Source organism: Streptomyces smaragdinus, assembly GCF_009604385.1.
GTDB lineage: Bacteria > Actinomycetota > Actinomycetes > Streptomycetales > Streptomycetaceae > Streptomyces > Streptomyces smaragdinus.
In genome coordinates, this window is the sequence record NZ_WEGJ01000005.1 from 194,796 (window position 1) to 209,082 (window position 14,287).

Annotated in this window: 13 protein-coding genes and 2 riboswitches; of the genes, 10 read left to right on the top strand and 3 right to left on the bottom strand. The window is 71.4% G+C overall.

Going from position 1 to position 14,287, the window contains the following annotated elements; all coding sequences use genetic code 11:
- Positions 1–8: 8 nt before the first annotated feature.
- Positions 9–386: a glycine cleavage system protein GcvH gene (gene gcvH, locus SRB5_RS11295; RefSeq protein WP_153451474.1), complete on the bottom strand. Its 378-nt coding sequence runs from the start codon at positions 384–386 to the stop codon at positions 9–11.
- A gap of 55 nt (positions 387–441) precedes the next feature.
- Positions 442–1,572, bottom strand: a complete 1,131-nt coding sequence (gcvT, locus tag SRB5_RS11300; protein ID WP_153451476.1) for a glycine cleavage system aminomethyltransferase GcvT — start codon at positions 1,570–1,572, stop codon at positions 442–444.
- 37 nt (positions 1,573–1,609) lie between these two features.
- A riboswitch (glycine riboswitch) is annotated at positions 1,610–1,716 on the bottom strand.
- Positions 1,717–1,818: riboswitch (glycine riboswitch) on the bottom strand.
- Positions 1,819–1,950: 132 nt separating this feature from the next.
- On the opposite strand from gcvT, the gene SRB5_RS11305 reads away from it, so the two are divergent.
- The 9 genes from SRB5_RS11305 (at position 1,951) to SRB5_RS11345 (ending at position 11,650) form a co-directional block, all read left to right on the top strand.
- Positions 1,951–2,553, top strand: coding sequence for an AAA family ATPase (locus SRB5_RS11305; protein ID WP_323377717.1), 603 nt, complete (start codon positions 1,951–1,953; stop codon positions 2,551–2,553).
- Between the two features lie 38 nt (positions 2,554–2,591).
- Entirely contained in the window at positions 2,592–3,350 is a 759-nt protein-coding gene (locus tag SRB5_RS11310; protein WP_323377718.1) for an enhanced serine sensitivity protein SseB C-terminal domain-containing protein, read from the top strand.
- A gap of 142 nt (positions 3,351–3,492) precedes the next feature.
- On the top strand, positions 3,493–4,251 hold the full coding sequence (locus SRB5_RS11315; protein ID WP_153451480.1) for an enhanced serine sensitivity protein SseB C-terminal domain-containing protein: 759 nt from the start codon (positions 3,493–3,495) through the stop codon (positions 4,249–4,251).
- Between the two features lie 418 nt (positions 4,252–4,669).
- A complete protein-coding gene (locus SRB5_RS11320) occupies positions 4,670–5,668 on the top strand; it encodes an ABC transporter permease (protein ID WP_153451481.1) in 999 nt (332 codons plus the stop codon).
- Between the two features lie 119 nt (positions 5,669–5,787).
- Positions 5,788–7,581 (top strand): ABC transporter substrate-binding protein, encoded by a 1,794-nt coding sequence (locus SRB5_RS11325; RefSeq protein ID WP_323377719.1) that lies wholly within the window; start codon positions 5,788–5,790, stop codon positions 7,579–7,581.
- Between the two features lie 107 nt (positions 7,582–7,688).
- On the top strand, positions 7,689–8,687 hold the full coding sequence (locus tag SRB5_RS11330) for an ABC transporter permease (protein ID WP_323377720.1): 999 nt from the start codon (positions 7,689–7,691) through the stop codon (positions 8,685–8,687).
- Positions 8,684–9,775: an ABC transporter ATP-binding protein gene (locus tag SRB5_RS11335; RefSeq protein ID WP_153451483.1), complete on the top strand. Its 1,092-nt coding sequence runs from the start codon at positions 8,684–8,686 to the stop codon at positions 9,773–9,775. The genes SRB5_RS11330 and SRB5_RS11335 overlap by 4 nt, the downstream gene beginning before the upstream one ends.
- Positions 9,776–9,801: 26 nt before the next feature.
- A complete protein-coding gene (locus SRB5_RS11340) occupies positions 9,802–10,902 on the top strand; it encodes an ABC transporter ATP-binding protein (protein ID WP_407703906.1) in 1,101 nt (366 codons plus the stop codon).
- A gap of 82 nt (positions 10,903–10,984) precedes the next feature.
- On the top strand, positions 10,985–11,650 hold the full coding sequence (locus tag SRB5_RS11345) for a trimeric intracellular cation channel family protein (RefSeq protein ID WP_323377722.1): 666 nt from the start codon (positions 10,985–10,987) through the stop codon (positions 11,648–11,650).
- Between the two features lie 3 nt (positions 11,651–11,653).
- Here the strand turns inward: SRB5_RS11345 and SRB5_RS11350 are convergent, their stop codons facing one another.
- Positions 11,654–12,934 carry a M14 family zinc carboxypeptidase gene (locus SRB5_RS11350; protein ID WP_194292899.1) on the bottom strand — a complete coding sequence of 427 codons (1,281 nt, stop codon included), beginning with the start codon at positions 12,932–12,934 and terminating at the stop codon, positions 11,654–11,656.
- Between the two features lie 178 nt (positions 12,935–13,112).
- On the opposite strand from SRB5_RS11350, the gene SRB5_RS11355 reads away from it, so the two are divergent.
- Positions 13,113–14,285 carry a cysteine desulfurase family protein gene (locus SRB5_RS11355; RefSeq protein WP_153451488.1) on the top strand — a complete coding sequence of 391 codons (1,173 nt, stop codon included), beginning with the start codon at positions 13,113–13,115 and terminating at the stop codon, positions 14,283–14,285.
- Positions 14,286–14,287: the final 2 nt, after the last annotated feature.

Consider the following 14,287-nt stretch of genomic DNA (forward strand, 5'->3'; position numbering starts at 1 on the left):
CGTCGGTCCTAGCCCGCGGTGAACGCGGTGTACTCGTCGGCGGTCATCAGGTCCTGCGGCTCGCCGTCGATCCTGACCTTGAACAGCCAGCCGCCCTCGAAGGGCGCGCTGTTCACCAGGGCCGGGTCGGCGGCGACATCGTCGTTGATCGCGGTGACCTCACCGCTGACCGGGGCGTACAGGTCGCTCACGGACTTCGTGGACTCCAGCTCGCCGCAGGACTCGCCGGCGGTCACGGTGTCGCCGACCGCGGGCAGCTGGACGAAGACCACGTCACCGAGCGCGTCCGCGGCGTGCGCCGTGATGCCGACGGTGGCCACGCCGTCCTCGGCGGGGGACAGCCACTCGTGTTCCTTGCTGTAGCGGTGCTGCGTGGGGTTGCTCATGGGGTGATTCTCCTGGATGGGTGGATGTGCTGCGTGCCGGGAGGGTACGGGCGGGTCAGCGCTCGCGCTTGTAGAACGGCAGGGCCACGACCTGGTACGGCTCATGGGTGCCGCGGATGTCCACCGCGACGCCGGCGGTGCCCGGCGCGGCGTGCGCGGCGTCGACGTACGCCATCGCGATCGGCTTGCCCAGCGTGGGGGAGGGAGCGCCGGAGGTGACCTGCCCGACGACGGCACCGCCGGCGACCACGTCGAACCCGGCGCGCGGCACCCGCCGCCCCTCGGCGACCAGCCCGACGAGCACCCGCGGCGGCGCCTGCCCGGCGCGCTCGGCGGCCTGCTCCAGGGCCTTGCGCCCGACGAAGTCACCCGGCTTGTCGAACTTGACGACCCGGCCCAGCCCGGCGTCGAACGGCGTCAGATCGGTGCTGAGCTCGTGCCCGTAGAGCGGCATACCCGCCTCCAGTCGCAGCGTGTCACGGCACGACAGACCGCACGGCACCAGGCCGTGGTCCTTGCCGGCCGCCGTGAGCGCCTCCCAGAGCGCCACCGCGTGCTCCGGGCGGACGAACAGCTCGAAGCCGTCCTCGCCCGTGTAGCCGGTCCGGGCGACGAGTGCCGGCACGCCCGCGACGGTACCGGGCAGACCCGCGTAGTACTTGAGTCCCGCCAGATCCGCGTCGGTGACGGAGGCCAGGATCGCCGGGGACGCCGGCCCCTGCACCGCGATCAGCGCGTACGCGTCCCGGTCGTCGCGTACCTCGGCGTCGAAGCCCGGGGCCCGCTCGGTCAGGGCGTCGAGCACGACCTGGGCGTTGGAGGCGTTGGCGACGACCATGAACTCCTGGTCGGCGAGCCGGTAGACGATCAGGTCGTCCAGGATGCCGCCGTCCTCGCGGCAGATCATGGTGTAGCGGGCGCGGCCGGGGCCCAGCACGGAGAGCCGGCCGACCAGGGCGTGGTCCAGGAGCTCACCGGCCTGCGGGCCAAAGACGGTGATCTCGCCCATGTGGGAGAGGTCGAAGAGGCCGGCGCGGGTGCGTACGGCGTTGTGCTCGTCGCGCTCGCTGCCGTAGCGCAGCGGCATGTCCCAGCCGGCGAAGTCGGTCATGGTCGCGCCGAGCGCGCGGTGCACGGCGTCGAGCGCCGTCAGACGGGGCCCTGCGGAGGATGCGGTATCGGTCATGGTCAGGCTCCAGGACAGACAGGGGTGGGCGGATACATCCTCCCCCTCTGTCATCGGTACCTGAGAGGTTCGCCACAGCCTCGGTCGAGGATGGCTTGCACCTTGGGTGGGGCACGGCGTCGCGTGCCCGCTTTTCAGAGCTGCCTCGCCCGCGCGGTACGGGGCCTGAGAGATTCCAGGGAGGGACTTGCTCCTTCGGCGCCCGGCGGCCGCACGGCGGTCCCGGGACTCTCCCGCGCGGATTCGAGCGGCCGGTATGCAGTTGAGGGGGCTCATCATCGCATGCCCCGGAGCCCACCCGGGGCCGCATGCCTCCTTGTCCCGCGGACCGGGACTTGCCAGGCTGCACGGTACGACCGAGCTGAGGGGGACGAGGACGTGGAGCACACGCCGGCGGTGGTACGGGACGGCCGGGAGACACGGGAGAGGACGGCGCCCGATCCGCCGCCCCCGCTGGTGCTGAACTATCCGGCGGGGGACGTCGTGGTGATCTCCGGGCTGCCCGGCTCCGGCAAGTCCACGCTCATCCGGCGGGCCGTGCCGGACGGGGTGGGGCGGATCGATTCGCAGACGGTGCGTGACCGCTGGGACGCCGGTGTGGCGGGGCGGCTGCTGCCGTACGCCGCGTACCGGCCGCTGGTGCGCGTCGCCCACTATCTGGGGCTGCTCCGCGCCCTGCGGACGGGACGCAGCCTGGTGGTGCACGACTGCGGGGTGCTGCCCTGGGTGCGCGGCTGGATCGCGTGGTCGGTGCGGCGCGGGGGGCGCGGGATGCATCTGGTGGTCCTCGACGTCCCGCCGGGCACCGCCCTGGACGGCCAGGCGGCGCGCGGGCGCACGGTGTCGCGGTACGCCTTCGCCCGGCACCGGCGCGCGGTGGGGCGGCTGCTGGCCGCGGCGGCGGACGGCCGGACGCGCTTCCCGGTGACGGTGCTGGACCGGGGGGCGGCGGACCGGGTGCGCGCGGTGCGGTTCGAGTAGCCCCGTGTCCTGTCGGTGCGCCGCGCTATCGTGCCCGGGTGAGTTACCCGGATCAGCTTCCCGAACCGTCTTTCCCCGTGAACGAGCTGGAGGAGGTCCTCCAGGCCGCCCTGGGCACCCCCGGCGCGATGCCGCGGCTCGTGGAGGTGCTGGGGCGCAGCAGCCTGTGGGTGCCGCTGCCCGAGGGCGGCGGTCCGGACAGCCGGTCGCTGAGGCTGCCGACGACGGAGATCGGCGGGGCCCCGTACGTCCCGGTCTTCTCCTCCGCGGAGCAGTTCCGGACGGTCGTCGGCGCCCATATGTCGTTCACGGTCGCCCCCGCCCGCGAGTTCGCCCGCGGTCTGCCGCCGCAGCTGGGCCTGGCGGTGAACCCGGGCGGCGCGGTCGGTGTCCCGCTGCCGCCCGCCGCGGTGGCCGAGCTGGCCCGGGACCGCTCGGCGCAGTCGGGGGTGCCCGGGGCGCCCAGCGGGGGGCGGGTGCGGCTGTACGAGCCGGACTGGCAGGACGACCCGGTGGACTTCCTCACCGCGGCGCGCACGGAGTTCGGGCACACGCCGGGCGTGCTGACCGCGCGCCGGGGACTGGCGAGCGTCGAGGCCGGGGCGCCGCAGCTGTTCGTCGGCATCGAGCTGTCCGACCCCGGCGCGCGGGACGCGGCCCTGGCGGCGCTGGGGCGCGCGCTGGCGGCGCACCCGGTGCCGTGGGAGGTGCAGCTGGTGTTCCTCGACGCGGCGGACGACCCGGTCACCGACTGGATGCGCGCCAAGGTCCGCCCGTTCTTCGCGCCAGCCGGCTGACGGCACGCCACGCGGTACGCACCGGCCGACCCCCGGGGCTTCAGCCGCACGCTCTAACCTGGTTGGATGACCGCGGGCGCACACGCTGGAGGGGATTGTGAACGGGGGCGGACAGACAGGTCTCGGCCGACTGGTGGGCGATATGGCCCCGGGCCGCTACGAGGCGTACGAGCAGCTGCTCACCGCCCTGCACGACGGCCGGGTCTGGATGCTGCTCTGGCAGGGCCGGCCGGGTGCCCCCGACGCCCAGTACGGCGGCATGGAGGTGGCCGGCCTCGGCTACGCCCCCTGTGTCACCGGCGAGGCGGAGCTCGGGCGCAGCGGCTGGACGCGGGCGCACGAGGCGATCTCCGGCCGTGACATCGCCGCCGCCCTCTACCCCGACCGCTGGGGCCTGTGGCTCGACCCGCACGCTCCCGGCGGCGGCGTCGGTATCCCGTGGCTGGATCTGCGCCGTGTCGCCGGGGGTCTCACGTCCCTCCCGGCCGGCCCGCTGCGGATCTCCGAACCCTCCGTGGACGTCCAGCAGTTCTACGCCCTCCTCGGCCAGAACGCCCACCGCACCCCCGCCGTACGCACGCTGAGCCGCGCCTGGGTGCAGCCGGCGCTCGGCGAGCCGTATCTCGCCATCGGCCTCGACCTGTACGACACCGGTGACCAGTCGGTGACCTCCGCCCGCCGGATGATGCAGGACTCCGTCGCCGCCGTGCCCTCCGGGCTGCCGGTGTCCTCCGTCGCGCTCGCCGACGACTACGACCCGGTGGCGATGTGGATGCGGGCGAACGCCCGTCCGTTCTTCGACCGCGGCGCCTTCGGCGGCGGTCCGGCCGCCCCGCCGTCGGGCTACGGCTACCCCCCGGCCCCGGGCTGGAACCCCGGCGCCGCCCCCGCGTCCTACTGAGCCGCCCCACCGAGTCGCAGCCGATACCTACCGGTTGGTTTCACGCCCCGGCGGGCCGGGAAGCGTGCCGTACGGCTGCCGTCACATCCTGAGACTGATCCGTCCGATCCGCCCCGCTTCGCCGTGAGTTCGGCGGGTCGGAATGTCCGTCATGCATCCGCTCAGTCCCTACGAGTGTCCGTATAACGGAAACCGGCATCGCACATCACGGTTGCGCATCCATTCCCGGACAGGACTGGTGTGTGATCGCGAGCCCGATGAAGACTCCCGCACCAAGGGTTATCTGTTTCCGGGCGCGACACCTACTCGACAGAGACTGCGCACCACAGCACCACCTGCACCAGTGATGACGACCAGCCGTACCCATACGGCAGGTACCGGGCCGGTCACCTCCGGCCGAGAGGGGTTCCCCACCACCATGACGGCACCTTTGCACGACACCAGCGCGGCGGAAACCGCAGCCGTCGATGTGGCTGCCGACGTCCCGGCAGCGGCGATCGAGGGCCGGTCGCCCTGGCGGATCGCCTGGACCCGGCTGAAGCGCGACAAGGTCGCGCTCGCCGGCGGCGTCATCGTCGTCTTCCTGGTCCTCGTCGCGGTCTTCGCCCCCCTCATCGTCGACGCGTTCGGACATCCGCCCGACGAGTTCCACGAGGACCAGATAGACCCGCTGTTCGGCACCCCGGTCAAGGACTGGGGCGGTATCACCAAGGACTTCCTCTTCGGCGTCGAGCCGATCAACGGCCGCGACATCTTCAGCCGGATCGTCTACGGCGCGCGGGTCTCGCTGCTGGTGGCGTTCCTCGCCGCGGTGTTCGCCGTCATCCTCGGCACCCTCTTCGGGATCGTCGCCGGCTTCTTCGGCGGCTGGGTCGACGCGATCATCAGCCGCACGATGGACATGCTGCTGGCGTTCCCCCAGCTGCTCTTCACCATCGCGCTCGTCTCCGTCGTCCCGAACGAGATCTGGGGCTTCGAGGGAACGGCCGTCCGCATGGCGGTACTCGTCGTCGTCATCGGCTTCTTCGGCTGGCCCTACGTGGCGCGCATCGTGCGCGGCCAGACCCTCTCGCTGCGCGAACGCGAGTACGTGGAGGCCGCCACCAGCCTGGGCGCCGGCCGCGGGTACATCCTCTTCCGCGAGCTGCTGCCCAACCTGATCGCGCCGATCACCGTCTACACGACGCTGATGATCCCGACGAACATCCTCACCGAGGCCGCGCTCAGCTTCCTGGGCGTCGGGGTGAAGGCGCCGACCTCCTCGTGGGGCCAGATGCTGTCGAAGGCCATCACCACGTACGAGACCGATCCGATGTTCATGATCATTCCTGGTATGGCCATCTTCATCACGGTGCTGGCCTTCAACCTCTTCGGCGACGGCGTGCGTGACGCGCTCGACCCGAAGGGCTCCCGGTGAGCCCTGCAGTTCCACCCGTTTCACACGCACCAACGTTCCGGACAGGCAGGTGGCCCGGAGCGCAGGCAAAACAGGCGGCCCGCTCCCGGGTTCGCGTCTACCACGGAGGTTGCGACATCGTGACAACCCATCGCTCAGGAAGGCGCCGCAAGGCAGCCGCGTCGGCCGTCATAGTCGCGGCGCTGCTCTCGACCGCAGCATGCGGTGGTGGCGACGACAGCTCGGACGACTCGGGCAAGAAGAACTCGGCCAACGGCAAGATCGAGTTCAACGGCGCCGTCGGCAAGGTTCTCAACGCCTCGACGAAGAAGGGCGGCGAGCTGAAGTTCATCGGCTCGCAGGACTTCGACTTCCTCGACCCGCAGCGCGGCTACTACGGCTTCATGTGGGACTTCGCCCGCTACTACACCCGCCAGCTGGTCACCCCCAAGCCGGTGCCCGGCAAGGAGAGCACCGAGCTCGTCCCGGACATGGCGACCGCGCGGGCCGAGGTCTCCGCGGACGGCAAGACGTACAAGTACACGCTGAAGGACGGCGTGAAGTGGGAGGACGGCAAGCCCGTCACCTCCAAGGACGTCAAGTACGGCATCGAGCGCATCTGGGCGCAGGACGTCCTCTCCGGCGGTCCGGTCTACCTGATGCAGGTCCTCGACCCCGACGGCAAGTACAAGGGTCCCTACAAGGACACCGCGCCGGACAAGCTGGGCCTGAAGGCGATCGAGACGCCCGACGACAAGACCATCATCTTCAAGCTCCCGAAGCCGAACGCGGACTTCGAGCAGATGCTGGCGATGCCGTCGGCCACCCCGGTGCGCCAGGACAAGGACACCAAGGAGAAGTACACCCTCAAGCCGTTCTCCAACGGCCCGTACAAGGTGGACAGCTACACGCCCACCAAGGGTGCCCAGCTGTCCCGCAACCCCAACTGGGACGCGGCCACCGACGACGTGCGCAAGGCGCTGCCGGACACCATCTCCGTCACGCTGACCACCAACGCCGACGACATGGACAAGCGCCTGATCGCCGGTGAGTACGACGTCGACCTGAACGCGACCGGCATCGGCCAGGCCGCCCGCGCCGAGGCGCTGAACCCGAAGAACCGGGCCAACGTCGACAACCCGCAGACCGGCTTCATCCGGTACGCGGTCATGCCGACCGACGTCAAGCCGTTCGACAACATCGACTGCCGCAAGGCCGTGGTGGTCGGCGCCGACCACAAGTCGCTGCAGACCGCCCGGGGCGGCCCGCAGGCCGGCGGCGACATCGCCACCAACATGCTGCCGCCCGCGATCGGCGGCGCGGACCCGGCGTACGACCCGTACGAGTTCAACAAGAACCCGAACGGTGACGTGGCCAAGGCCAAGGAGTACCTGAAGTCCTGCGGCAAGCCCAACGGCTTCAAGACCACCATCGCGGTCCGCAACAACAAGCCGCTCGAGGTCGCCACGGCCGAGTCCCTCCAGGCCTCGCTGAAGAAGATCGGCATCGACGCCCAGATCGACCAGTACGACGGCGCCCAGACCTCCGGCATCATCGGCGCTCCCGCCAACGTCCGGAAGAAGAACTACGGCATCATCATCATGGGCTGGGGCGCGGACTTCCCGACCGGGCAGGGCTTCTCCCAGCCGCTGGTCGACGGCCGCTTCATCCTGGACTCCGGCAACAACAACTTCTCGATGACGGACGACCCCGCCATCAACAAGCTCTTCGACGACGCGATCGCCGCGAAGACGCCCGAGGAGGCCTCCGGCTTCTACAAGCAGATGAACGAGAAGGTCTCGGACTCCGCGGTCTATCTGCCCTTTACCCAGGAGAAGAACCTGATCTGGCGCTCCTCGCGGCTGACCAACGTCTACACGGCCGACTCCTACAACGGCCGCTACGACTACGCCTCCCTGGGCGTTGTGAAGTAAACCCGTACGCCCCACGGCGCCACCCGCCGCCAGGCACGAAGGGCAGGTGATGGCCGCGTGCGACGGCCCGGGGATGAACTCCCCGGGCCGCCGCCGGGCCGACTGCAGTGCTCGCATACCTCATCCGACGGCTGTTCGCCGTCGTACTGATGCTGATGGTCGTCACCCTGGTGACCTTCGGTATCTTCTTCCTGATCCCCAAGATGGTCGGTACCGACCCCGCGACGATGTACGTCGGCAAGCAGGCGGACCCCGCGGCCATCGAGGGCATCCGGCAGAAGATGGGTCTGGACGACCCGATTCTGGTCCAGTTCTGGGAGTTCGTCCGGGGCATCGTCGTCGGCCGCGACTACACGAGCGGCGGCGAGACGACGCACTGCGCCGCGCCGTGCTTCGGCTACTCGTTCCGTACGGAGCAGGCGGTCTGGCCGATCCTCCTCGACCGCATCCCGGTCACCCTCAGCCTCGCCGCGGGCGCCTGCGTCCTGTGGCTGCTGGGCGGTATCACCACGGGTGTCGTCTCCGCCCTGCGCCGGGGCACGGTCGTCGACCGTTCGGCCATGGGCGTCGCCCTGGCCGGCGTCTCGCTCCCCATCTACTTCACCGGCGTCGTCGCGCTGGCGATCTTCCACTACAAACTCGAGTGGTTCGACGCCACGTACGTGCCGATCGAGGACAGCTTCACGGGCTGGCTCGAGGGCTTGGTGCTGCCCTGGGTGACCCTCGCCTTCCTGTACGCCGCGATGTACGCGCGGCTCACCCGGGCCACCATGCTCGAGGTGCTGGGCGAGGACTACATCCGTACCGCCCGGGCCAAGGGCCTGAAGGAGCCCGTCGTCATCGGCAAGCACGCCATGCGCTCCACGATGACGCCGATCCTCACCATCCTCGGCATGGACCTCGGCGCCCTCATCGGCGGCGCGATCCTCACCGAGACCACGTTCAACCTGCAGGGTCTGGGCCAGGCCGCGATCAGATCGATCGGCGAGCGCGACCTGCCCATCATCGTCGGCGTCACACTGATCACCGCCGCGTCGGTGGTCGTCGCGAACCTCATCGTGGACCTGATGTACGCCGTGATCGACCCCCGAGTGAGGCTCGCATGACACCCGACCTGACGAAGACCGGCGCCGCCGTCGGCGAACCGGTGCGCGACGGCGCCGAGGGCTTCCTGGACGTACGCGACCTGCGGATCCACTTCCCCACCGACGACGGCCTGGTCAAGTCGGTGGACGGACTGTCGTTCAAGCTGGAGAAGGGCGAGACCCTCGGCATCGTGGGCGAGTCCGGCTCCGGCAAGTCCGTGACGTCGCTGGGCATCATGGGCCTGCACACCGTCGGGCAGTACGGCCGCAACAAGGCCCGGATCTCCGGCGAGATCTGGCTGAACGGCACCGAACTGCTCTCCGCCCCGCCGGACGACGTGCGCAAGCTGCGCGGCCGGGAGATCTCCATGATCTTCCAGGACCCGCTGTCGGCCCTGCACCCGTACTACACGATCGGCCAGCAGATCGTGGAGGCGTACCGGATCCACCACCCGGTGGACAAGAAGACGGCGCGCCGGCGCGCGATCGAGATGCTCGACCGCGTCGGCATCCCGCAGCCCGACAAGCGCGTCGACAGCTACCCGCACGAGTTCTCCGGCGGTATGCGCCAGCGCGCGATGATCGCGATGTCGCTGGTCAACAACCCCGAGCTGCTCATCGCCGACGAGCCGACCACCGCGCTGGACGTGACCGTCCAGGCGCAGATCCTGGACCTGATCCGCGATCTGCAGAAGGAGTTCGGCTCCGCCGTCATCGTCATCACCCACGACCTGGGCGTGGTCGCCGAACTGGCCGACCAGATCCTGGTGATGTACGGCGGCAGATGCGTCGAGCGCGGCACCGCCGAGAAGGTCTTCTACGAGCCCCAGCACCCCTACACCTGGGGTCTGCTCGGCTCGATGCCGCGTATCGACCGCGAGCAGACCGAGCGGCTGATCCCGGTCAAGGGCACCCCGCCCAGCCTCATCAACGTGCCGTCCGGCTGCGCGTTCCACCCGCGCTGCCCGTACGCCGGCGAGACCGGCGGCCGCAGTCAGACGGAGCGGCCGGAGCTGCGGGAGGTGGCCGAGCGGCATCTGTCCGCCTGCCATCTCACCGACGAGCAGCGCGGCCGGATCTGGACCGAAGAGATTGCGCCGAAGCTGTGAAGGGCGAGGCTGTGAAGAGCGATGCCGTGCCGGCCGACCCGGTGAAGGTTCCCGCGCAGAGCACTCCCGCGCGGGAGGACGGTGCGCCGCTGCTGCGGGTGCAGGGGCTGGTCAAGCACTTCCCGATCACCAAGGGCGTGCTCAAGCGGCAGGTCGGCGCCGTGCAGGCGGTGGACGGGCTGGACTTCGACGTGTTCCCGGGGGAGACCCTGGGCGTCGTCGGTGAGTCCGGCTGCGGCAAGTCGACGATGGGGCGGCTCATCACCCGGCTGCTCGAACCGACCGCCGGGCGGATCGAGTTCGAGGGTGTCGACATCACCCATCTCGGCACGTCGAAGATGCGGCCGCTGCGCCGCGACGTCCAGATGATCTTCCAGGACCCGTACTCCTCGCTGAACCCCCGGCACACGGTCGGCGCCATCGTCGGCGCCCCGTTCAAGCTCCAGGGCATCAACCCGTCCGGCGGGATCAAGAACGAGGTCCAGCGGCTGCTGGAGACCGTGGGCCTCAACCCCGAGCACTACAACCGCTATCCGCACGAGTTCTCCGGCGGCCAGCGCCAGCGCATCGGCATCGCCCGGGCCCTCGCGCTCAAGCCGAAGATGATCGTCGCCGACGAGCCGGTCTCCGCGCTCGACGTGTCCATCCAGGCGCAGGTGGTGAATCTGCTGGACGACCTCCAGCAGGAGTTCGGCCTCACCTACGTGATCATCGCGCACGACCTGTCCGTCGTCCGGCACGTGTCGGACCGGATCGCCGTGATGTACCTCGGCAAGATCGTCGAGCTGTCGGACCGCAAGAGCCTGTACGAGGCGCCCATGCACCCGTACACCAAGGCGCTGCTGTCCGCCGTGCCGGTGCCCGACCCGCGGCGCCGGCAGGAGCGCGAGCGCATCTTCCTCAAGGGCGACGTGCCCTCGCCGATCTCCCCGCCCACCGGCTGCCGGTTCCACACCCGCTGCTGGAAGGCCACGGAGGTCTGCAAGACGCAGGAGCCGCCGCTGCTGGAGCTCAAGCCCGGCCGGCGCGTCGCCTGCCACCACCCGGAGAACGCCGAGGACCAGGTCCCCGAGGACGCGGTGCTCGCGAGTGCGGCCGATGCCGCGGAGATCAAGACGATCGACTGAGCCTCCCACCGGCACACCTTCCGCCCGCGCGGCAGGTGTGCCGGTGGACCGGGCCCGCAGCCATACCGGTACAAATGATCGGGTGGCACTCGCATTCGAACTGTTCAACGCCTCGGTGCAGCACTGGCTGGACCTCGCCGGCATCTTCGTCTTCGCCCTGTCCGGGGCACTGCTCGGCGTCCGCAAGAACCTCGACGTCTTCGGCATGGCCGTCCTGGCCGAGGCGACCGCGCTGGGCGGCGGGCTCTTCCGCGACGTGGTGATCGGCGCCGTCCCCCCGGCCGCCTTCGCGGACCTCGGCTACTTCCTCACCCCGCTCGTCGCCACGCTGCTGGTGTTCTTCCTGCACCCCGAGGTGGAGCGGATCAACAAGGCGGTCAACTTCTTCGACGCCGCCGGACTCGGCCTGTTCTGCGTCGTCGGCACCACGAAGGCGTACGAGTACGGACTGGGCCTGACCGCGTCCGGCGCCCTGGGCCTGGCCACCGCGGCCGGCGGCGGCGTGCTGCGCGACATCCTCGCCGGTGATCCGCCGCAACTCCTGCGCTGGGACCGCGATCTGTACGCGGTGCCGGCCATCGTGGGGGCGGGGGCCGTGGCGCTGCTCATCCACGCGGGGGAGCTGACCGGGGTCACCGCGGGCGGGGCGGCGGCGCTGGCGTTCGTGCTGCGGCTGGCGGCCATGCGGTACCACTGGCGGGCGCCGCGGGCCTGGCAGCGGCGGTCGACCGCCGTGGGGGAGGGGTGAGGGTCAGCGGTCGCCGGTGAGCTCCGCCGCCGCCGACAGCACCGCCTGGGACTGGAGCTCGACCTGGTCCCGTACCGGGAGCCAGCGCGGTTTGTGCTCCGCCTCGAACTCCGTGTACCAGGCGTCGAGCTGCGCCAGCACCGCCCGCCGCGCCCCCTCGGCGCCCCTGCGGCCGGCCAGGGAGCGGGCCAGCATGCCGGCGCCCCGCAGCGGCAGCCGCTGGGCGATCATCCGCAGCGCGGCGGTGCTGCCGGCGGAGCGGGCGAGGCGGGCGCGGCCGGCGCGGCTGCCCAGGCCCGCGTGCCACTCGTCGGCGATGGAGAAGCAGCCGTCGATCACCCAGCGGGCGGAGGCCTGCAGCCGCCCGGGGACCGGATCCAGCCAGGGTCGCGCCCGCTCGAACAGCTCCGCGAGCCGGGTCGTACGGGCCCGCATCCCGGCCACCAGCCAGTCCACCGCCGCCTGCGGATCGTCGAGCGGAGTGTCGTCCGCGATCTCCGGCACCGTCCACTGCGGGGCCTCGACGAGCACCGTCACCGTGCCGTACCGGACGGGATGGAACCAGGTCGACCGGGCGGAGAGGTCGTTCAGCGGCCGCCCCTCGCTCTCCGGCCCCGGACCCGGCATCACGAAGATCCCCGGCGCCGGGGACGGCATGTGGAACGCGTCGAACGGCGCCGTCTCCAGCGGAACGTCCAGCTCCGCCGCCACCTTCGCGAACCGCGCGGACAGCCCCGGCAGATCCGCCGTCGTCTGCACCCACGTCCCGCCGACATCGTTGGCGTGCAGGGAGAACTGGGCCACTGGACGCAGCTCGTCCAGCACCCCGACGAGCGCCGCCGTCTCGGGCAGCGGCTCCGCCCCCGCCTGTGGCAGCCACTCCGGCTGGCGCTCCGTCACCGGGCGGTACATCCCCCGGAAGTAGTCCGCCGGATCCCCCGGATCCGTCAGCCAGCCCTCGTTCAGCCGGGACCCCTCCGGGTCCAGGCACAGCAGGAAGTGCCAGGCCAGCCCGTGCCGCAGCGCCGGGTCGCCGGCCAGCAGCGCGGCCAGATGCAGCGCCGTCGCCCCGCCCACCGGCTCGTTGGCGTGCGGCCCGCCGACCACCACGGCATGCCCCGCCGACCCGTCCGCGTCGCCCACCGTCAGCAGCGTCAGCGGCTCCCCGCCACGCGTGCGGCCGAGGGTACGAAGCGTGCTCACCCCGGGATGTCCGACCACCACCTCCCTGGCTCCGTCCAGCAGATCGTCCACCGTGGGATAGCCGTGGGATGAGGTCAGCACAGTGACAAACCTTGCCCACCGGTAATGGCCGGGAAACGCCCTGACCGGGGCGCACGGCCACACACCGGGGGGAATCGCCCGCCCCTCGAGTCCGTTCCAAGGAACCGGGCGCCGCACGGGCGGTGCCGCGGGGCGTCCGAGAGGGGCCCCACCCCCCGGCCGTAGAATCGGAGCCACCATGGATCAGGGTGCCTACTTCGACCACGCCGCCACGACGCCGATGCTTCCCGAGGCGGTGGAGGCGATGACGGCGCAGCTCACCGTCACCGGCAACGCGTCCTCCCTGCACGCCGCCGGCCGGCGCGCCCGGCGCACGGTCGAGGAGGGGCGGGAGAAGCTGGCGGCGGCCCTCGGCGCCCGGCCCAGCGAGGTGGTCTTCACCGGCGGCGGCACCGAGTCCGACAACCTCGCCGTCAAGGGCCTGTACTGGGCCCGCCACGACGCCGACCCCCGGCGCGTCCGGGTGCTGGCCAGCCCCGTGGAGCACCACGCCGTGCTGGACGCCGTGCAGTGGCTCGCCGACCACGCGGGCGCGACGGTGGAGTGGCTGGCGGTCGACGCGTACGGGCGGGTCCTGCCCGAGGTGCTGCGCGCGGCGATCGAGCGCGAGCCGGGGGACGTCGCCCTGGTCACCGTGATGTGGGCCAACAACGAGACCGGCACCGTGATGCCGGTCGCCGGGCTCGCGGCCGTCGCGGCGGAGCACGGCATCCCGATGCACGCCGACGCGGTGCAGGCGGTGGGCCAGCTCGACGTCGACTTCGGCGCCTCGGGGCTGGCGGCGATGACCGTCACCGGGCACAAGATCGGCGGGCCGTACGGCATCGGCGCCCTGCTGCTGGGCCGCGACTACGCCCCCGTGCCGCTGCTGCACGGCGGCGGGCAGGAGCGCGACGTGCGCTCCGGCACCCTCGACGTCCCCGCGATCGCCGCCTTCGCGGTGGCCGCGGACCTGGCCGTCGCCGGGCGCGCGGACTTCGCCCGGGACGTGGGCGCGCTGCGGGACCGGGTGATCTCCGTCGTACGGTCGGTCGTCCCGGACGCCGTGCTGGGCGGCGACCCCGTCGACCGGCTCCCCGCCAACGCCCACTTCGCCTTCCCCGGCTGCGAGGGCGACTCCCTGCTGCTGCTCCTGGACGCCGCCGGGGTCCAGTGCTCCACGGGCTCCGCCTGCACCGCCGGCGTCGCCCAGCCCTCGCACGTCCTGCTCGCCTCCGGCGTGGACCCCGACCTGGCGCGCGGCACCCTGCGCTTCTCCCTCGGCCACACGTCGACGAAGGCGGAGGTCGACGCCCTCGAGGCGGCGCTGGGTCCGGCGGTGGAGCGGGCGCGGGCGGCGGGTCTCACGTAGGC